Source organism: Enterobacter sp. EGD-HP1, from assembly GCF_000733275.2.
In the GTDB taxonomy this organism is placed as follows: domain Bacteria; phylum Pseudomonadota; class Gammaproteobacteria; order Enterobacterales; family Enterobacteriaceae; genus Enterobacter.
In genome coordinates this window covers 1-19327 of sequence record NZ_AVOP01000006.1, presented here as the reverse complement: position 1 = coordinate 19327, position 19327 = coordinate 1, and the positions used below count along the sequence as shown (strand labels likewise).

The following is a 19327-nucleotide window of genomic DNA, read 5'->3' as shown; positions in this document are numbered from 1 at the left end:
TCGTTTCCCCTTACAGTGCCAATTCGCGATTCAGAACCAGTGCCAGTAACGCCTGGCGGGCGAAGATGCCGTTTCCGGCCTGCTGGAAGTACCAGGCGTGCGGCGTTTTGTCCACGTCTGTGGCGATCTCATCGATGCGCGGCAGCGGATGCAGCACCTTCATGTTGTCGCGCGCGCCCTCGAGGTCGCTGGCGCGCAGCACGAACTGCGCCTTCACGTTGGCGTATTCGGACGGGTCCAGACGCTCTTTCTGCACGCGGGTCATGTAGAGAATATCCACGTTGCCCATCACCTCTTCGATGCTGGCGTGCAGGCTCCACGCAATGCCTTTCTCATCCAGCATGTCGAGAATGTACTGCGGCATCGCCAGCGCGTCCGGCGCGATGAAGAAGAAGCGGTTGCCGTTAAATTTCGCCAGCGCCTGGGTCAGGGAGTGGACGGTGCGGCCGTACTTCAGGTCGCCGACCATGGCGATATTCAGGTTCTCGAGCTTGCCCTGCGTCTCCTGAATGGTGAACAGATCCAGCAGGGTCTGCGTAGGGTGCTGGTTGGCACCGTCGCCGGCGTTCAGTACCGGAATGCCGCCGGAAAACTCGGTCGCCAGACGCGCCGCGCCCTCCTGCGGGTGACGCATCACAATCGCGTCGACGTAGGTGCTGATCACTGAAATGGTATCCGCCAGGGTCTCGCCTTTTTTACCCAGCGACGTGTTGCTGCTGTCCGAGAAGCCCACCACGCTCGCGCCCAGGCGGTGCATGGAGGTTTCAAAGGAGAGGCGGGTGCGGGTTGAGGCTTCGAAGAAGCAGCTCGCAATCACCTTGTGCTTCAGCAGCTCCGGTTGCGGATTGGCCTTCAGTTTTGCCGCGGTTTCCAGAACCAGTTCCAGCTCTTCGCGGCTGAGGTCGTTTATGGAAATGATGTGTTTTTGATAAAGCGGATTCATGTTTATCTCCTGACGCCGGGCAAAAAAAAGCCCCTCAAATGAGGGGCTCTGGGAATAGGTTTAGCAACGGGAAGAAAAACGGCAGGCCAGCGTCTGATTTCAGACGCGGTAAGACGTTATGTCGTACACGCTTGACCATGCTTCCTCCCGGCAAATTGTCGGGCATTATACGCAGCTCGCTTTTCGGATCAAGCGATTTAATGCACGCTTTACTCAATGCAAACGGTTCTTTATGAATATTAATGCGTTCTGAGTAAATAATTAATTTGCTTATGCACCAGCGCGGTGCGCTTCACGACGCGAGGGGCGACCCAGACGATACTGCTGCCAGCCACCACGCCTAAAATTTCCGGCAGCTGGTGATAATCCAGAATACGCGCCACCGCGCGGCCATATCCGGCGACGGTATGAACAAGGATAAACTCGCTATTGTGCTCGACGCTGACCACCATTTCGGACACGGTACGCGCGGCGTCGGGGGCAGGGCGCAGCTGGGGATTCAGCGAATAAATCTTTAGCCCTTTGGCATTTCGAATTTTTATGACACCGAGCAATTTAAGCAGACGTGAAACGGTGGACTGGCTGATGGTCTCAAAACCACGCTCCTGCAAATCCCGGCGGATCTCCTCCTGAGAGAGATAACTCTTTTCTGCGATCAGACGCTGGCAGACTGTCAGCTGAAGCTGTTCTTTTGGAGAGTAATCACCATATTCCGTCATAACTATTTCCCATGTAAGTGGCTGAAACAAAACGCCCGGTGGCGCTACGCTTACCGGGCCTACAACTTCAAAACATCACAACACCGCCCCCAGGCTTAACGCCGCCATAATCACTACCGTTAAAATGCCCAGCAGCGGCGCCACCCATTTCAGATAACGCACGTAGGGCACGCGGGCGATAGCCAGCCCGCCCATCACTACGGCAGAGGTGGGAGTGACCAGGTTCACGATGCCGGAGGCCGACTGGTAAGCCGTCACCACCAGGTCGCGGTTGACGTTAGCGAAATCGGCAAGCGGCGCCATGATCGGCATCGTCAGAACGGCCAGGCCGGACGAAGAAGGCACAAGAAACGACAGCACGACCTCCAGCCAGTACATCACGTTGATAAACGCTACCGTGGACAACCCGCTGACCAGCCCTTCCGCGCTGTGCAAAATGGTGTGGGTAATCATGCCCTTATCCATGATGACTACGATACCGCGCGCGATGCCGATAATCAGCGCGACGCCCAGCAAATCTCGCGCGCCGTTGATAAACGTCGACGTCAGCTCTTCTTCGCTCATGCGGGCAATCAGGCCGACGATAATCGCGCTGGCGAGAAACACCGCCGAAATCTCTGCCATCCACCAGCCCAGCACCGCCACGCCGTAGATCATCACCGCGAAGGCGAGGGCGAAAATCACCAGGATGATTTTGCGCACCGGGGTAAATTCCAGCGACTGTTCGCCCTTGTCGCCGAGGAAATGGGCGCGGTTCTCTTCCTGCTTATCCGCCACGATCGACAGCGACGGATCCTGGCGCACCTTGCGGGCGTAACGCATTACCCACGCCACGCAGATGATCCAGCCGATAACCAGCAGCGCCACGCGCAGGGCGATGCCGTTAGTGAAGGGGATCCCGGCGGCGTTGGCGGCGATCACCGTGGCAAACGGGTTGATGGTGGAGCCGAGGGTGCCGATCCCTGCACCAAGCAGCACGGTGGAGGCGGCGACCACCGGGTCGAAACGGGCGGCCAGCATCACCGGCACCAGCAGGGTATAGAACGGCAGCGACTCCTCGGCCATGCCGTAAATCGTCCCGCCTGCGGCAAACAGCGCCATCAGGATCGGGATCATCCACTCCTCGCGTCCGCGCAGCCGGGTGGTGACGCGTTCGATCCCGGCGTCAATCGCCCCGGTTTTGGTGACGATCCCGAGAAATCCCCCGATGATCAGGATAAACAGCGCCACGTCGATCGCCCCGGCCTGGCCAGATTCTGGATCGTACAGCCCGGCAATCGGCGCCATCAGCACCGAAACCAGCCCCTGCGGATGCGCCGCCACGTGCGCGTACGTTCCGGCAATCGGGACTTCTTTACCGAGGGTTTCGTTCATTGCCATCTGGTACTGCCCGGCGGGGACGACCCAGCTCAGCGCCGCCACAACGGCAATCAGAAAAAAGAGAATGGTGTAAGCGGAGGGAAACTTAAACTTGCCCATGATGTGCTCCTTAAACCCGGCGCACCCCTTGGCGCGCCGGGCGGTGATTAGTCGCCGAGTGTCGCCACCATGACCGCTTTAATGGTGTGCATGCGGTTCTCTGCTTCGTCGAAGACGATGGAGTTCGGTGATTCGAAGACCTCTTCCGTTACCTCCAGCCCCTTCAGGCCGTACGCCATCTCGATCTCGCGGCCCACTTTGGTGTGCTCGTTGTGGAACGCCGGCAGGCAGTGCATAAACTTGACGTTCGGGTTGCCGGTGGCCTTCATCACGTCCGCGTTGATTTGATACGGCTTCATCAGGCTGACGCGCTCGGCCCAGGCTTCCTTCGGCTCGCCCATAGAGACCCACACGTCGGTGTAGAGGAAATCGGTCCCCCGCACGCCTTCTTCCACGTCGTCGGTGAGGGTGATGCGCGCGCCCGTCTCTTTCGCGATGGCACGGCACTGCTCGACCAGCCCGACTTCCGGCCAGAAGGATTTCGGCGCGACGAGGCGGATATCCATCCCCATCTTGGCCGCGCCGACCATCAGCGAGTTGCCCATGTTGTTACGCGCATCCCCGAGGTAGGCAAAGCTCAGCTCCGGCAGGGTTTTGCCCGGTGCGTGCTCCAGCATGGTCATCAGGTCGGCGAGGATCTGCGTTGGGTGGAACTCGTCGGTCAGGCCGTTCCACACCGGTACGCCCGCATACTCGCCCAGCTCTTCGACGATGGCCTGGCCGTAGCCGCGGTATTCGATGCCGTCATACATGCGGCCCAGCACGCGGGCGGTATCTTTCATCGACTCTTTATGGCCGATCTGCGATCCACTTGGGCCGAGGTAGGTGACCTGCGCGCCCTGGTCAAACGCGCCCACTTCGAAGGCGCAGCGGGTGCGGGTCGAGGTTTTTTCAAAAATCAGGGCGATGTTTTTCCCGACCAGGGTTTGCTTCTCACGCCCGGCTTTTTTGGCGGCCTTGAGTTCGATGGCGAGGTCGATGAGGTACTGGATCTCCGCCGGGGTGTAGTCCAGCAGTTTCAGGAAGTTGCGGTTTTTCAGGTTGATGGTCATGGGTAAATCCTTTTTAAAATGAGTGTTCATTTACGAATCAACGTGCCTTTCTCGCCCGCGAGGATCTCCGCGCCGTCGGCCAGCGCCCCGATCCCGGCAATGCCGTTGCAGGCCTCAACAAACTCGCGGCAGGCGGCCACTTTCGGCCCCATCGATCCGGCGTCGAACTGCATGCCTCTGAGCAGCTCCGGCGTCACCTGCGCCAGCGGGCGCTGGGTCGGTTTGCCCCAGTCGAGGTACACCGCGTCGGCATCGGTGAGGATCAGCAGGGCATCCGCCTCAATCTGGCGCGCCAGCAGGGCGGCGGAGAGGTCTTTGTCGATCACCGCCTCAATCCCGCGATAGCCGTTGGCGTTTTCCACCACCGGCACGCCGCCGCCGCCGTTGCAGATCACCAGGTGGTCGCGCTGAATCAGCGCCGTGATGGCGTCGCTCTCGACGATGCGCTTCGGCTGCGGTGACGGCACCACGCGGCGGACGTAGCTCCCGTCGGCCTTAAACACCCAGCCTTTTTCCGCCGCCAGCGCTTTCGCCTGGGCTTCGCTGTAGACGGGGCCGATGTACTTGGTCGGGTTGCGGAAGGCCGGGTCGGCGGCGTCCACTTCCACCTGCGTGAGCAGGACGCTCACCTCGCGCTGGGGCAGGTTGTTTTTCAGCGCCTGCTGGAGCATGTAGCCGATCATTCCCTGGCTTTCGGCACCGAGGACGTCCAGCGGGTAGGGCGTCACTTTGTCGTAGGCGCTGTTCTGCAGCGCCAGCAGCCCGACCTGCGGGCCGTTGCCGTGTACCAGCACCACGCGCCACTGTTCCGTCAGCCCGGCGATGGTGCGGGCGGCCTGTTCGATGTTCTGGCGCTGGACATCCGCTTCCAGCGGCTCGCCGCGCTTGAGCAGCGCGTTGCCGCCAAGCGCCACAACCAGAGTGGGTTTTCGTTCCATGATGGCTCCTTTAAATTCCGTCGCGTTCCAGTGGGCAGCTCATGCAGCGCGCGCCGCCGCGGCCGCGTCCGAGTTCGTCGCCCGGGATGGGCAGCACGGTGATACCCGCCTTGTCGTACTTCTCGTTGGTCCAGACGTTGCGCTCGTAGCCGATCACCACGCCCGGGCGAATGGTCAGGACGTTGTTGGCGTCGTTCCACTGCTCGCGTTCGGCTTCGAAGGCGTCGCCGCCGGTGGTGATCAGGCGCACCTGGTTAATGCCGAGAGCTTTCTCGATGGCGTGCAGCAGGTCGGTTTCCTGCGTGCGCTGCAGGCCACCGCGTCCGTCCGGGGTGAGCGTCCAGCACTGGGCGTCCTTGCGCACCACTTCCGGGTAGACGGAGAAGGTATCCACGTCGATGTGGGTCATGACGGTGTCGAGGTGCATGCAGGAGCGGTGTTTTGGCAGCTCAACGGCGATCACGCGCTCGGCCTGGCGATGTTTAAACAGGCTGTTGGCGAGGAACTCCACGCCCTGCGGCGTCGTGCGCTCGGACATGCCGATCAGGACCGCGCCGCGGCCAATAACCAGTACGTCGCCGCCTTCTAAGGTGGCGTGGTCGTAATTAATATTCTCGTCGCCGAAATACTTAATAAAATCGCCGTCGGCAAACGCCGGGTGCCAGCGATATATTGCCCGCAGGTTATTGGTTTCACGCTGACGGGCCGGTTTCGCCATGGGGTTAATAGAGACGCCGTTATAAATCCAGCACGAGGTATCGCGGGTAAATAAATGGTTCGGCAGCGGCTTCATAATAAAATCATTCGCCGTGTGGGTATCGACGACCATGTTTTTAATGGCCGCCGGAATTTCGCCGTAGGTTAATCCGCCGCTTAATCTGCGCGCCAGTTCGCGGTGCGGCATATCCGCCAGCCAGCCGCGCACGTCGCCGGCAAAGGTGGGGCCGAGGCGGTAGTCGGAGATTTGCGTATCCAGCAGCCAGGCTTTCGCTTCTGCAATATCAAGGGTTTGTGTTAGAAGGTCGGTCAACAGCAGGACTTCCACACCCTGCTCGCGCAGCGTGTTTGCGAAGATGTCATGCTCCTCACCCGCCCGCTCAACCGAGAGCACGTCGTCAAATAGCAGCTCCTGACAGTTTGACGGCGTTAAACGTTTCAGACTTAAATTTGGGCGGTGCAGCATAACGCTACGCAATTGACCAATTTCAGAACCGACGTAATGCTTTTCCATAATTATTCCTTTAACTGTTTTTCAGAATAAAAAGGGCATGCGCCATGCGATGTATTTAATTTCATGGCGGCTAAGCTCAATTGATTTCGTGATTCATACTAGGCAGTTAAATAATCAGTAATGTGATACTGCTCACGCGAAACCGGATATTAAGGAGTTTGTTTTCATTTGCATGATTCGCATCAGATAATGATTAATTTCATATTATTGAGGGGTGAATAGCTAAGCAGGATCCGCTGGCATTATTTGAGGTTGTTATTATTTTGTAGATTTTAATCTTTTGAAATATGTTGTTATGTGGCTGATTTTAAATGATAAATATTATGCATGAGAATGGCTATGCAATTAACGTAATTAACTATTTTTGACTTAAGAAAAATCAATAAATAGTTATGGTTTTTTAGAGCAAATTATCAAAACAGTAAAGTGTGAGGCGGCAACGGGTTTTGTTAATTAGAGAGCATGATCAAGAGGTTAGAACGGCCGTGCGATAAACGCGGATCGAGGTTATGCATAACCCCTGCATAAATGCCTGGGCAGGGTTAACAGCAAATTAACACCATTCCCGATAAACATGCGCTCGCGCAAACCACGTCTAAAAAGGGCTGGTATGGCAGCCGGGATTCTCGTATAAAAGATAAAAATGAAACATTGTTTTATATTGAGGATTGAAACATGATTATCGGCAACATCCACCATTTGCAGTCCTGGCTGCCTGACGATCTGCGTCAGGCCATTGAGCACGTCAAAACCCACGTCACCGACGCCACGCCGCTCGGGAAACACGACATCAACGGCAACAGCCTGTTTTATCTGGTCTCCGAAGATACGACCCAGCCGTTCGCCGAGCGCCGCGCTGAGTACCACGCGCGCTATCTGGATATCCAGATAATTATGAAAGGCCAGGAAGGGATGACCTTCAGCACCCTGCCGCACGGTACGCCGGACACCGACTGGCTGGCGGACAAAGACATCGCGTTCCTGCCGGAAGGCGAGCAGGAGAAAACCGTGGTGCTGAGCGAAGGGGATTTTGTGGTGTTCTGGCCGGGCGAAATGCATAAGCCGCTGTGCGCGGTGGGAGCGCCTGCTAAGGTCAGGAAAGTGGTCGTTAAAATGCTGGTGGAGTTATTTTCCCTCACCCCGGCCCTCTCCCAGAGGGAGAGGGTGTAAAAGTCCCCTTTCCCACGGGGAGAGGGCACCAGACCGCACCCACGCATAATGTGATCCAGCTTATATTTCCCGCACTCCCTCCTCATCTCCCATTTACCTGCGCTTTTTCTGCGTCATAGTATGATCGTTAATTTAATGAACACTGTTCTATAATGTAGAACAAAATGATTCAGCAAGGAGATCTCATGCCGCAGTCCGCGTTGTTCACGGGAATCATTCCCCCTGTCTCCACCATTTTTACCGCCGACGGCCAGCTCGATAAGCCGGGCACCGCCGCGCTGATCGACGATCTGATCAAAGCAGGCGTTGACGGCCTGTTCTTCCTGGGCAGCGGCGGCGAGTTCTCCCAGCTCGGCGCCGAAGAGCGTAAAACCATTGCGCGCTTTGCTATCGATCATGTCGATCGTCGCGTGCCGGTGCTGATCGGCACCGGCGGCACCAACGCCCGGGAAACCATCGAACTCAGCCAGCACGCGCAGCAGGCGGGCGCGGACGGCATCGTGGTGATCAACCCTTACTACTGGAAAGTGTCGGAAGCGAACCTGATCCGCTATTTCGAACAGGTGGCGGACAGCGTCACGCTGCCGGTGATGCTCTACAACTTCCCGGCGCTGACCGGGCAGGATCTGACCCCGGCGCTGGTGAAAACCCTGGCCGACTCGCGCAGCAATATTATCGGCATCAAAGACACCATCGACTCCGTCGCCCACCTGCGCAGCATGATCCACACCGTCAAAGCCGCCCACCCGCACTTCACCGTGCTGTGCGGCTATGACGATCATCTGTTTAATACCTTGCTGCTCGGCGGCGACGGGGCGATCTCGGCCAGCGTCAACTTTGCTCCGCAGGTGTCGGTGAATCTTCTGAAAGCCTGGCGGGATAAAGACGTGGCGAAAGCGGCCGAGTATCATCAGACCTTACTGCAAATCCCGCAGATGTATCAGCTGGATACGCCGTTTGTGAACGTCATTAAAGAGGCGATCGTGCTCTGCGGCCGCCCGATTTCTACCCACGTGCTGCCGCCCGCCTCTGCGCTGGACGAGCCGCGTAAGGCGCAGCTGAAAACCCTGCTGCAACAGCTCAAGCTTTGCTGAGCCGGACGATAACGATGACTATTGAGAAAATTTTCACCCCACAGGACGACGCGTTTTATGCAGTGATCACCCACGCGGCGGGGCCGCAGGGCGCGCTGCCGCTGACTCCGCAGATGCTGATGGAATCTCCCAGCGGTAATCTGTTCGGCATGACGCAGAACGCCGGGATGGGCTGGGATGCCAGCAAGCTCACCGGCAAAGAGGTGCTGATCATCGGCACCCAGGGCGGGATCCGCGCCGGAGACGGGCGTCCGGTTGCGCTGGGCTACCACACCGGGCACTGGGAAATCGGCATGCAGATGCAGGCGGCGGCGAAGGAGATCACCCGCAACGGCGGGATCCCGTTTGCGGCCTTCGTCAGCGATCCGTGCGACGGCCGTTCTCAGGGCACGCACGGCATGTTCGACTCCCTGCCGTACCGCAACGACGCGGCGATCGTGTTTCGCCGCCTGATCCGTTCCCTGCCGACGCGCCGGGCGGTGATCGGCGTGGCAACCTGCGATAAAGGGCTGCCCGCCACCATGATTGCGCTGGCTTCCATGCACGACCTGCCGACCATTCTGGTGCCGGGCGGGGCGACGCTGCCGCCGACCGTGGGAGAAGACGCGGGCAAGGTCCAGACCATCGGCGCGCGCTTCGCCAACCACGAACTCTCCCTGCAGGAGGCCGCCGAGCTGGGCTGTCGCGCCTGCGCCTCGCCGGGCGGCGGGTGTCAGTTCCTCGGCACGGCGGGCACCTCGCAGGTGGTCGCGGAGGCGCTGGGTCTCGCGTTGCCGCACTCCGCGCTGGCGCCGTCCGGACAGGCGGTGTGGCTGGAGATCGCCCGCCAGTCGGCGCGCGCGGTCAGCGAGCTGGATAACCGCGGCATCACCACGCGGGATATCCTGACTGACAAAGCCATCGAAAACGCGATGGTGATCCACGCGGCGTTCGGCGGCTCCACCAATTTACTGCTCCACATTCCGGCCATCGCCCACGCGGCGGGCTGCACTATTCCGGACGTTGAGCACTGGACGCGCGTCAACCGCAGAGTGCCGCGCCTGGTGAGCGTGCTGCCCAACGGCCCGGACTATCATCCGACCGTGCGCGCCTTCCTCGCGGGCGGCGTGCCGGAGGTGATGCTCCACCTGCGCGATCTCGGCCTGCTGCATCTTGATGCGATGACCGTTACTGGCCAGACGGTGGGCGAGAACCTCGACTGGTGGCAGGCGTCCGAGCGCCGGGCGCGCTTCCGCCAGTGCCTGCGCGAGCAGGACGGCGTGGAGCCGGATGACGTGATCCTGCCGCCGGAGAAGGCAAAAGCGAAAGGGCTGACCTCGACGGTCTGCTTCCCGACGGGCAACATCGCGCCGGAAGGCTCGGTGATCAAGGCCACGGCCATTGACCCGTCGGTGGTGGGCGAAGATGGCGTTTACCGCCACACCGGCCGGGTGCGGGTGTTTGTCTCGGAAGCGCAGGCGATTAAGGCCATCAAGCGGGAAGAGATTAAGCAGGGCGATATCATGGTGGTGATCGGCGGCGGGCCGTCCGGCACCGGCATGGAAGAGACCTACCAGCTCACCTCCGCGCTCAAACATATCTCGTGGGGCAAAACGGTGTCGCTCATTACTGATGCCCGCTTCTCGGGCGTGTCGACGGGGGCCTGCTTCGGCCACGTGTCGCCGGAGGCGCTGGAGGGCGGGCCGATTGGCAAGCTGCGCGATAACGACATCATCGAGATTGCCGTGGATCGTCTGACGTTAACTGGCAGCGTCAACTTTATCGGCACCGCGGACAACCCGCTGATGCCGGAAGAGGGGGCGCGCGAGCTGGCACGGCGGCAGACGCACCCGGACCTGCACGCCCACGACTTTTTGCCGGACGATACCCGGCTGTGGGCGGCGCTGCAGTCGGTGAGCGGCGGCACCTGGAAAGGCTGCATTTATGACACCGATAAAATCATTGAGGTAATTAACGCCGGTAAAAAAGCGCTCGGCATTTAATTATTTTCAGAGATAAAACCGTCTGCGGGAAATATTCCGCGGGCGGTTTTTCTGTTCCTGTTATTTATCAATTTAAACAATAAGTTGCGATATATCGTTGGCGTCACAAAAGCAAAATAACGTAATTCAGAAATAAGATATGACCATTGCTGGTTAATTGAACAGCTCATTACACTCCATTAACACGATGTTGTAATTCAGCACACTACATAAGGGTGTAATTCTGATGACGCAATTAACCATGAAAGACAAAATTGGCTACGGGCTGGGTGACACCGCCTGCGGCTTCGTCTGGCAGGCCACGATGTTCCTGCTGGCCTATTTCTACACCGACGTGTTCGGTCTCTCCGCGGGCATAATGGGCACGCTGTTTTTGGTCTCCCGCGTGCTCGACGCCGTCACCGACCCGCTGATGGGGCTGCTGGTAGACCGCACCCGCACGCGGCACGGCCAGTTCCGCCCGTTCCTGCTGTGGGGCGCCATCCCGTTCGGCATCGTCTGCGTGCTGACCTTCTACACGCCGGACTTCTCCGCGCAGGGCAAAATCATCTACGCCTGCGTGACCTACATTCTCCTGACCCTAGTTTACACCTTCGTTAACGTGCCGTATTGCGCCATGCCGGGCGTCATTACCGCCGACCCGAAAGAGCGTCACGCCCTGCAGTCCTGGCGCTTCTTCCTGGCGGCGGCGGGCTCGCTCGCCATCAGCGGCATCGCGCTGCCGCTGGTGAGCATCATTGGCAAAGGGAACGAGCAGGTGGGCTACTTCGGCGCCATGTGCGTACTCGGGCTGAGCGGCGTGGTGCTGCTCTACGTCTGCTTCTTCACCACCAAAGAGCGCTACACCTTTGAGGTGCAGCCGGGCTCGTCGGTGGCGAAAGATCTTAAGCTGCTGCTGGGCAACAGCCAGTGGCGGATCATGTGCGCGTTCAAGATGATGGCGACCTGCTCTAACGTGGTGCGCGGCGGGGCGACGCTCTACTTCGTGAAATACGTGATGGATCACCCGGAGATGGCGACCCAGTTCTTACTCTACGGCAGCCTCGCCACCATGTTCGGCTCGCTCTGCTCCTCCCGCCTGCTGGGCCGCTTTGACCGCGTTACCGCCTTCAAGTGGATCATCGTCGCCTACTCGCTGATCAGCCTGCTGATTTTCGTCACCCCGGCCGAGCATATCGCGCTGATTTTCGCCCTCAACATCCTGTTCCTGTTCGTCTTTAACACCACCACGCCGCTGCAGTGGCTGATGGCCTCTGACGTGGTGGACTACGAGGAGAGCCGCAGCGGGCGCCGCCTCGACGGGCTGGTGTTCTCCACCTACCTGTTCAGCCTGAAGATTGGCCTGGCGATTGGCGGGGCGGTGGTGGGCTGGATCCTCGCGTACGTGAACTACTCCGCCAGCAGCAGCGTGCAGCCGGTCGAGGTGCTGACCACCATCAAAATTCTGTTCTGCGTGGTGCCGGTGGTGCTCTACGCGGGCATGTTCATCATGCTTTCGTTTTATAAGCTCACCGACGCCCGCGTGGAGGCCATCAGCCAGCAGCTGATCAAACACCGCGCGGCGCAGGGCGAGGCCGTTCCCGACGCTGCGACAGCCGCATCCCATTAACCGGAGGCAATATGGAAATCACTAACCCGATACTCACCGGCTTCAACCCCGACCCGTCCCTGTGCCGCCAGGGCGAGGACTACTACATCGCCACCTCGACCTTCGAGTGGTTCCCGGGCGTGCGCATCTACCACTCCCGCGACCTGAAAAACTGGTCGCTGGTCAGCACCCCGCTGGACCGCGTGTCGATGCTGGACATGAAGGGCAACCCGGACTCCGGCGGCATCTGGGCACCGTGCCTGAGCTACGCCGACGGCAAATTCTGGCTGCTCTACACCGACGTGAAGATTGTCGATTCGCCGTGGAAAAACGGCCGCAACTTCCTCGTTACCGCGCCGTCCATCGAGGGGCCGTGGAGCGAGCCGATCCCGATGGGCAACGGCGGGTTTGACCCGTCCCTGTTCCACGACGACGACGGCCGCAAGTACTATATCTACCGCCCGTGGGGGCCGCGCCACCACAGCAACCCGCACAACACCATCGTGTTGCAGGCGTTTGACCCGCAGACCGGCACCCTCTCGCCCGAGCGCAAAACCCTGTTTACCGGCACGCCGCTCTGCTACACCGAGGGCGCACACCTGTATCGCCACGCGGGATGGTACTACCTGATGGTCGCCGAAGGCGGCACCAGCTACGAGCACGCCGTCGTGATGCTGCGTGCAAAAACCATCGACGGGCCGTACGAGCTTCACCCGGACGTGACGATGATGACCAGCTGGCACCTGCCGGAGAACCCGCTGCAGAAGAGCGGCCACGGCTCGCTGCTGCAGACCCACACTGGAGAGTGGTACATGGCCTACCTCACCAGCCGCCCGCTGCGCCTGCCCGGCGTGCCGCTGCTGGCCTCCGGCGGACGCGGCTACTGCCCGCTGGGCCGTGAGACCGGTATCGCCCGCATTGAGTGGCGCGACGGCTGGCCGTACGTGGAAGGCGGCAAGCACGCGCAGCTGACCGTGCCCGGCCCGCAGATGGCCGAGCAGACCGCTGCCGTTCAGAGCAGCTGGCGGGACGATTTCGACGCCAGTTCGCTCGACCCGGAACTGCAGACCTTGCGCATTCCGTTCGACGACACCCTCGGCTCGCTCACCGCCCGCCTCGGCTATTTACGGCTCTACGGCAACGACTCGCTCAACTCGACCTTTACCCAGTCGACCGTGGCGCGCCGCTGGCAGCACTTCGCTTTCCGCTCAGAAACGCGGATGCAGTTCTCGCCGGTCCACTTCCAGCAGAGCGCGGGGCTGACCTGCTACTACAACAGCAAAAACTGGAGCTACTGCTTTGTGGACTACGAGGAGGGGCAGGGCAGAACGATTAAGGTGATCCAGCTCGACCACAACGTGCCGTCGTGGCCGCTGCACGAGCAGCCGATTCCGGTGCCGGAGAGTGCGGAGAGCGTCTGGCTGCGGGTAGATGTGGATACGCTGGTCTACCGCTACAGCTACTCGTTCGACGGCGAGACGTGGCACGCCGTGCCGGTAACCTATGAGGCGTGGAAGCTGTCGGACGACTACATCGGCGGGCGCGGCTTCTTCACCGGCGCGTTTGTGGGGCTGCACTGCGAGGACATCAGCGGCGACGGCTGCCACGCGGACTTCGACTACTTCACCTACGAGCCGGCCTAACGGCTCAGGCCGGGTAGCCCAGCGCGCGTGAGAGCTGGAGCCCGGCCTGCTGAAGCTGTTCGCGGAAGTTAGCCAGCTCGGCGTCGTCCACCCGGGAGGTCAGCGTCGACAGGCTCAGGGCGGCGATGACGCGGGACTCGTGGTTCCACACCGGCACCGCCACGCAGCGCACGCCCTGCTCGTTCTCTTCGCTGTCCAGGGCATAGCCCTGCTCGCGGGTCAGCGTCAGGGCGGCCATTAGCTCTTCACGAGAGGCGAGGGTGGAAGGGGTATAGGTGGTGTACTGATAGCCTTCCAGCAGGGCGTTCAGCTCGGGTTCGCCCAGCCAGGCAATCAGCACCTTGCCGATGGCGGTGGCGTGAACCGGCAGACGGCGGCCGATGCGCGAATAGGCGATGGCGGCCAGCTTGCCTTCAATCTTCTCGATATAGACCCCTTCACGCCCGTCCAGGATCCCCAGATGGGTGGTCTGCCCGGTCCGCTGGGACAGCTCTGTCAGCCAGCCTTTCGCCTTCTGCCGAATATCGATGGAGCCCACGACAAAATGGCCGCGCTCGACCAGCTTCATGCCGAGGCGATACTTACCGTTCTCCGGGTTCTGATCGATATAGCCGTGAAGCTGCAGGGTTTTCAGCAGCGAGTGGAGGGTACTCTTGCTCAGCCCCATCAGTTTGCTGATGTCGGTGATCTTAAGCTCGGTGGCCTGCTCGTTGAACAGGTCGAGGATCTGCAACGCACGTTCAACAGACTGAATAATCGGCATAATGCTGGTATGTCCACGCTGGAATTAAGGCGAAAACGTACCTTTTTCGGGGTGAAAAATCAATGAAATGGCGCCGGTTTGCCCGGCGGCGCTTCGCTTGCACGGGCCTACGGGTTGTGTAGGCCGGGTAAGCGCAGCGCCACCCGGCTACATTATTGTTAGCGGGGGGCATCAATTATTATCCCGAGCGGCGACAGACTGAATTTTCCAGATCCCATCTTCTTTCACCATGCAATCAATGACTGTGTGCTGGGTCTTTTTGCCAAACGTGATATTCACGTTTACACAGACCGGGTCTGAATCATACGAATCAATAGCCACATTCTCAGCCCAGTCCTCGCCGATATACTGCGATTTCATAAAAAAATCAGCCTCGTAAAATTCAGCGTCGGCATAACGGGGATCGTCTGCATGACGTAATTTTTTCATGGTGCTGGCCGTAACGAACTTATCGATTTCATTTCCCTGTTGGATGGGATAACGATCGTTGTTCACTTGTTTGACGTACCAGCGATTGAATTCAAGGGCGCGCTGCATCGGTATCTGAAAATCTTCGGCCCCCAATGCGGCTGTGCTGAATAACACAATTAAGATGAGCTTATTCATATTAATAATGCCTGTATAAGGTTATTGCTGGCTGGAGTTGGCGATAGGTTGGCCCCGGGTACAGTGTTCTCTGTTTAAAATCTGAATACCAGGTTCCAGCGCCATCGTAAATACAGACATGCCCGTACTGATTCTGGCCGGGCAAGGCATCAATCACCGCGATATCCCCCTCTATGGGGGTGCCATAGACTTTTGAGAACCCTGCTTTTTCAAGAGAACGCCAGAAATCCTTAGCGTTTGCCCCTTCGATTTTAAGCCCTCCGGCTCGAATGGCGGCGGCGATTGCTCGAGCGCAATAGTGTCCAGTATGGGTTAGTGCGTGGCTACGGGCGTATGACACAGCTTCATGCTTATTCCATGACATGAATAATCCTTATTAACGAAATGCAGCAATAAGGAAATATTACGCCGATAATATACGGTGTTTTGTAATTGATAATGACCTGATATTAACCATTATCTACTCAATAAATAATGGTTAATAAAAACATAAATTCTTATTATGGTTAATGCGTATCTGAGAAAGCGTCAGTAAAATGAATTTTTCTGCCTGACGATAACGCTGTTGTTGTTTTTAGTGTTTTCTCCCTCTCCCTGTGGGAGAGGGCCGGGGTGAGGGCATCAGGCCGCAGAGGAGTCAATCATTCCCCAAGCGTCGCCACCATCACCGCCTTAATCGTATGCATCCGGTTTTCCGCCTGGTCAAACACGATGCTCGCCGCCGACTCAAACACCTCGTCCGTCACTTCCATCCCGCCGTGCAGATCGAACTCCTTCGCCATCTGCTTGCCGAGCGTGGTCTGGTCGTCATGGAACGCCGGCAGACAGTGCAGGAACTTCACGTCCGGATTGCCGGTCAGCGCCATCATCTGCGCGTTCACCTGATACCCGCGCAGCAGCGCGATACGCTCCGCCCACTTCTCTTTGGCTTCGCCCATCGACACCCACACGTCGGTATAAATAAAGTCCGCGCCCTTCACGCCTGCCGCCACGTCTTCCGTCAGGGTGATTTTCCCGCCGTGCTTCTCCGCCAGCGCGCTGCACTCCGCCACCAGGCTCTCTTCCGGCCAGCATGCCTTCGGGGCCACCAGGCGCAGATCCAGCCCGGTCAGCGCCGCCGCTTCCAGCATCGAGTTGCCCATGTTGTTGCGCGCATCGCCCGCGTAGACCAGCGTCATCTCGTTAAACGCCTTGCCCGGCAGGTGTTCCTGCATGGTCAGCAGGTCCGCCAGCAGCTGCGTTGGGTGGAACTCGTTGGTCAGCCCGTTCCACACCGGCACGCCCGCATACTGCGCCAGCGTTTCAACCACTTCCTGGCCGTGGCCGCGATACTGAATGCCGTCGTACATCCGTCCGAGCACGCGCGCGGTGTCCTTAATTGACTCTTTATGCCCAATCTGGCTGCCGCTCGGCCCTAAATAGGTAACGCGCGCACCCTGGTCAAATGCGGCAACTTCGAAAGAGCATCGTGTACGGGTTGAGTCTTTTTCGAAGATGAGCGCGATGTTTTTGCCAGTAAGCTTTTGTACTTCCTTGCCATTTTTTTTATCGGCTTTGAGCTGTGCGGCAAGGGTCAGCAGAGAAGTGAACTGTGCAGGGGTAAAGTCGAGCAATTTCAGAAAGTGTTTCTTGTACAGATCAGACATTTTATCCTCACATGGCGAACGCCACTTATTGAATTAAAATTCACTTTATATGTGTAATTATTCATTTGCAACCCCGTTTCACAAATCTTTCCAACAAAGGTGGAGGCAAACCCGTCCGTGTGTGAAAATAGAAGTATCTGCCGCACTTTAAAGAGGATTGAGCCATGGCAAACCCGGAACACCTGGAAGAGCAACGCGAAGAGACGCGTCTGATTATTGAAGAACTGCTGGAAGACGGTAGCGATCCGGACGCGCTGTACACCATCGAGCACCATTTCTCTGCGGATGATTTCGACGCGCTGGAAAAGCTGGCCGTGGAAGCCTTCAAGCTGGGTTACGAAGTGACCGAGCCGGAAGAGCTGGAAGTGGAAGAGGGCGACACCGTCATCTGCTGCGACATTCTGAGCGAAGGCGCGCTGAAGGCGGAGCTGATCGACGCGCAGGTAGAACAGCTGATGAACCTGGCCGAGAAGTTTGAAGTGGAATACGACGGCTGGGGAACCTACTTCGAAGATCCGAACGGTGAAGACGGCGAAGAAGGCGACGACGAAGATTACGTCGACGAAGACGACGACGGCGTGCGTCACTAAGCGTTTCAGGCGGTGGCGCGCGCCACCGCTTTTTCAAGGCAGAACCATGGATTACCCGCAGATACTCGCCCCCGTACTCAACTTCCTCCAGTGCCCAACCCCGCAAGCATGGATTGATAAAGCCCGCGACCCGGCGAACCTGCCGCTGCTGCTCACCGACCACATGGTATGCGAGCTCAAGGCCGCCCAGACCGCGCTGCTGCTGGTGCGTAAATACGTCGCCGACGAAAGCGGTGCCGACGCGCTGCTCGATTGGCTCAAACCCTACGAACAGTTCACCTTCCGCGACGGCCCGGAGCCGGACTTCATCGCCCTGCACAGGCAGATTGGCAAAAGCGTGATGCCCAAAACCGACGACCCGTGGGGCCAGGCGCTCATCGACAGCATGGTGCTGCTGATTAAAGAGGAGCTGCACCACTTCTGGCAGGTGCGCGAGGCGATGCTGGCCCGCGACATTCCGTACGTCAAAATCACCGCCAGCCGCTACGCCAAAGGGATGCTGAAGGAAGTGCGCACCCACGAGCCGCTGACGCTGATTGACAAGCTCATCTGCGGCGCCTACATCGAAGCCCGCTCCTGCGAACGCTTCGCCGCGCTGGCCCCGTTCCTCGACGACGACCTGCAGAAGTTCTATCTCTCGCTGCTGCGCTCGGAAGCGCGGCACTATCAGGACTACCTGACGCTTGCCCGGCAGGTGAGCGACGACGATATCTCACCGCGCATAAAGCTTTTTGGCGAAATTGAAGCCACACTTATCTCGACACCGGACCACGAGTTTCGCTTCCACAGCGGCGTGCCGGTGTAAACCGGCATAACTCAAGGATAAGGATGCGAGATGAATAAAACGTGGACCCGTATTGTGATTGTCGTCATTGCGGCTGCCGCCGTGGCGTTCTGGGTGTTTTTCGACAGGCAGCGCGCCCCTGAACGGCAGATGGATTCCGCCCTCAACGCGATGCCCGCCTGGCAGGTGATTAAGGAGCAGGAGCCCGCGCTGCATCAGCGCATCCTCGACCAGATGGCCGCCCTGCAAAAAGCGGGCGAGCCGGAGCAGCAGATTATCGACACCATCCAGCCGCAGATCCTGCATCTGCAGATGTCGCGCCTGCAAAACGCCCCGGACGCCAACGTGGTGAACTACATGACCATCAACATGGAGCAGACTGCTGCCATCCAGAAAGTGAGCGACGACGCCTGCTTCCGCTTCCTCTACCCGATGGTGAAGGGCGGTGTTAACCCGATGCGCATGCTGGATAAAGATTTGATGGCGCGACGCATGCAGGCCGACGCCGACATGATGCGCGCGGCCTACGGCAAAAACCGCCACACCGTGACCGCGGCCGAACGCGAGGCGGCTGTCGAAGATGTGCGACCGATTATGAAGGCACTTGCCGATAAGTACGGCGAGGACATCCAGCTGCTGCAGATGCCGGAGAAGGCGGCGGGCAAAGAGAAGCTCTCCTGCGATATGGTGCAGGAGATGTGGGCGAAGGTGCTGGCGCTGCCGGAGCAGAAGGCGGCAGGGGTGATTCGGCTGGCGGTGTCTGAGCTGGAGTGACGAAGGACGCTGGTTTTTTGGGCACTTAGCGCGGGTTTAGCGCGTCGTCGCTTGCATGGCGGCGCGCGACAGGTATAATCCACAACGTTTCCGCATCCCCTTCAGTGCCGAAGTGGCGAAATCGGTAGACGCAGTTGATTCAAAATCAACCGTAGAAATACGTGCCGGTTCGAGTCCGGCCTTCGGCACCAAGTCATTCTTCTCATATCACTATTTGTTAAATTTCTGTCTTGTCTAATTAGTTGCTCTATCCTCTTGAAAAGAGCTTTTTCATGAATGTAAGATATAAAAATTTAATGATATTATGTAAATGGTTTGATCACAC

General features: G+C 58.7%; 20 protein-coding genes, 1 tRNA gene and 1 pseudogene. 10 read left to right on the top strand and 12 right to left on the bottom strand.

What is annotated here, in order from left to right:
• Nucleotides 1–10: 10 nt before the first annotated feature.
• Nucleotides 11–943 carry an aspartate carbamoyltransferase gene (gene pyrB, locus N037_RS06585; RefSeq protein ID WP_032639818.1) on the bottom strand — a complete coding sequence of 311 codons (933 nt, stop codon included), beginning with the start codon at nt 941–943 and terminating at the stop codon, nt 11–13.
• A 34-nt stretch (nt 944–977) separates the two neighbouring features.
• Nucleotides 978–1082, bottom strand: a complete 105-nt coding sequence (locus N037_RS23545; protein ID WP_022646880.1) for a pyrBI operon leader peptide — start codon at nt 1080–1082, stop codon at nt 978–980.
• Between N037_RS23545 and N037_RS24805 the strand changes: the two are divergent.
• Nucleotides 1062–1179, top strand: a pseudogene (locus tag N037_RS24805) (hypothetical protein). The gene N037_RS23545 and the pseudogene N037_RS24805 sit on opposite strands and share 21 nt — an antisense overlap.
• A 3-nt stretch (nt 1180–1182) precedes the next feature.
• On the opposite strand, the gene N037_RS06580 reads toward N037_RS24805, so the two are convergent.
• The 5 genes from N037_RS06580 to arcA form a co-directional block, all read right to left on the bottom strand.
• Nucleotides 1183–1662 (bottom strand): arginine repressor, encoded by a 480-nt coding sequence (locus N037_RS06580; RefSeq protein ID WP_023334317.1) that lies wholly within the window; start codon nt 1660–1662, stop codon nt 1183–1185.
• Nucleotides 1663–1737: 75 nt separating this feature from the next.
• Nucleotides 1738–3141 carry a YfcC family protein gene (locus tag N037_RS06575; RefSeq protein WP_032639816.1) on the bottom strand — a complete coding sequence of 468 codons (1404 nt, stop codon included), beginning with the start codon at nt 3139–3141 and terminating at the stop codon, nt 1738–1740.
• Between the two features lie 47 nt (nt 3142–3188).
• A complete protein-coding gene (gene argF / locus N037_RS06570; protein ID WP_032639814.1) occupies nt 3189–4193 on the bottom strand; it encodes an ornithine carbamoyltransferase in 1005 nt (334 codons plus the stop codon).
• Between the two features lie 26 nt (nt 4194–4219).
• Complete coding sequence (arcC, locus tag N037_RS06565) at nt 4220–5131, bottom strand: carbamate kinase (protein ID WP_032639812.1); 912 nt, start codon at nt 5129–5131, stop codon at nt 4220–4222.
• A gap of 10 nt (nt 5132–5141) precedes the next feature.
• Nucleotides 5142–6362: an arginine deiminase gene (arcA, locus tag N037_RS06560; RefSeq protein WP_023334320.1), complete on the bottom strand. Its 1221-nt coding sequence runs from the start codon at nt 6360–6362 to the stop codon at nt 5142–5144.
• A 675-nt stretch (nt 6363–7037) separates the two neighbouring features.
• On the opposite strand from arcA, the gene N037_RS06555 reads away from it, so the two are divergent.
• The 5 genes from N037_RS06555 to N037_RS06535 all read left to right on the top strand — a co-directional run bounded on the left by N037_RS06555 (nt 7038) and on the right by N037_RS06535 (nt 13839).
• Nucleotides 7038–7532: a YhcH/YjgK/YiaL family protein gene (locus N037_RS06555; RefSeq protein ID WP_050511219.1), complete on the top strand. Its 495-nt coding sequence runs from the start codon at nt 7038–7040 to the stop codon at nt 7530–7532.
• Between the two features lie 185 nt (nt 7533–7717).
• Nucleotides 7718–8626 carry a 2-keto-3-deoxygluconate aldolase gene (gene yagE / locus N037_RS06550; protein WP_032639810.1) on the top strand — a complete coding sequence of 303 codons (909 nt, stop codon included), beginning with the start codon at nt 7718–7720 and terminating at the stop codon, nt 8624–8626.
• 14 nt (nt 8627–8640) lie between these two features.
• Nucleotides 8641–10608: a xylonate dehydratase YagF gene (gene yagF / locus N037_RS06545; RefSeq protein ID WP_032639808.1), complete on the top strand. Its 1968-nt coding sequence runs from the start codon at nt 8641–8643 to the stop codon at nt 10606–10608.
• 226 nt (nt 10609–10834) lie between these two features.
• Nucleotides 10835–12217: an MFS transporter gene (locus tag N037_RS06540; protein WP_023334324.1), complete on the top strand. Its 1383-nt coding sequence runs from the start codon at nt 10835–10837 to the stop codon at nt 12215–12217.
• Nucleotides 12218–12228: 11 nt separating this feature from the next.
• Nucleotides 12229–13839 carry a glycoside hydrolase family 43 protein gene (locus N037_RS06535; protein WP_032639805.1) on the top strand — a complete coding sequence of 537 codons (1611 nt, stop codon included), beginning with the start codon at nt 12229–12231 and terminating at the stop codon, nt 13837–13839.
• Nucleotides 13840–13843: 4 nt separating this feature from the next.
• On the opposite strand, the gene xynR is transcribed toward N037_RS06535, so the two are convergent.
• The 5 genes from xynR to argL all read right to left on the bottom strand — a co-directional run bounded on the left by xynR (nt 13844) and on the right by argL (nt 16919).
• A complete protein-coding gene (xynR, locus tag N037_RS06530; RefSeq protein ID WP_023334326.1) occupies nt 13844–14602 on the bottom strand; it encodes a DNA-binding transcriptional repressor XynR in 759 nt (252 codons plus the stop codon).
• Nucleotides 14603–14773: 171 nt separating this feature from the next.
• On the bottom strand, nt 14774–15208 hold the full coding sequence (locus N037_RS06525; protein ID WP_023334327.1) for a DUF3828 domain-containing protein: 435 nt from the start codon (nt 15206–15208) through the stop codon (nt 14774–14776).
• A 1-nt stretch (nt 15209) separates the two neighbouring features.
• Nucleotides 15210–15572, bottom strand: coding sequence for a hypothetical protein (locus tag N037_RS06520; protein WP_032639802.1), 363 nt, complete (start codon nt 15570–15572; stop codon nt 15210–15212).
• A 277-nt stretch (nt 15573–15849) separates the two neighbouring features.
• The gene (gene argF, locus N037_RS06515; protein WP_010427327.1) at nt 15850–16854 is read right to left on the bottom strand and encodes an ornithine carbamoyltransferase; all 1005 of its coding nucleotides are present in this window, start codon (nt 16852–16854) and stop codon (nt 15850–15852) included.
• A complete protein-coding gene (gene argL, locus N037_RS25150) occupies nt 16824–16919 on the bottom strand; it encodes a putative translational regulatory protein ArgL (RefSeq protein ID WP_213014347.1) in 96 nt (31 codons plus the stop codon). Before argL ends, argF (N037_RS06515) begins: the two co-directional genes overlap by 31 nt.
• Before the next feature lie 99 nt (nt 16920–17018).
• On the opposite strand from argL, the gene rraB reads away from it, so the two are divergent.
• From rraB to N037_RS06495, 4 genes are all read left to right on the top strand, one after another.
• Complete coding sequence (rraB, locus tag N037_RS06510; protein WP_029739283.1) at nt 17019–17444, top strand: ribonuclease E inhibitor RraB; 426 nt, start codon at nt 17019–17021, stop codon at nt 17442–17444.
• A 46-nt stretch (nt 17445–17490) separates the two neighbouring features.
• The gene (gene miaE / locus N037_RS06505; RefSeq protein ID WP_032639800.1) at nt 17491–18249 is read left to right on the top strand and encodes a tRNA isopentenyl-2-thiomethyl-A-37 hydroxylase MiaE; all 759 of its coding nucleotides are present in this window, start codon (nt 17491–17493) and stop codon (nt 18247–18249) included.
• A gap of 30 nt (nt 18250–18279) precedes the next feature.
• Nucleotides 18280–19002 (top strand): hypothetical protein, encoded by a 723-nt coding sequence (locus tag N037_RS06500; protein WP_032639796.1) that lies wholly within the window; start codon nt 18280–18282, stop codon nt 19000–19002.
• Nucleotides 19003–19108: 106 nt separating this feature from the next.
• Nucleotides 19109–19193, top strand: a tRNA-Leu gene (locus tag N037_RS06495).
• Nucleotides 19194–19327: the final 134 nt, after the last annotated feature.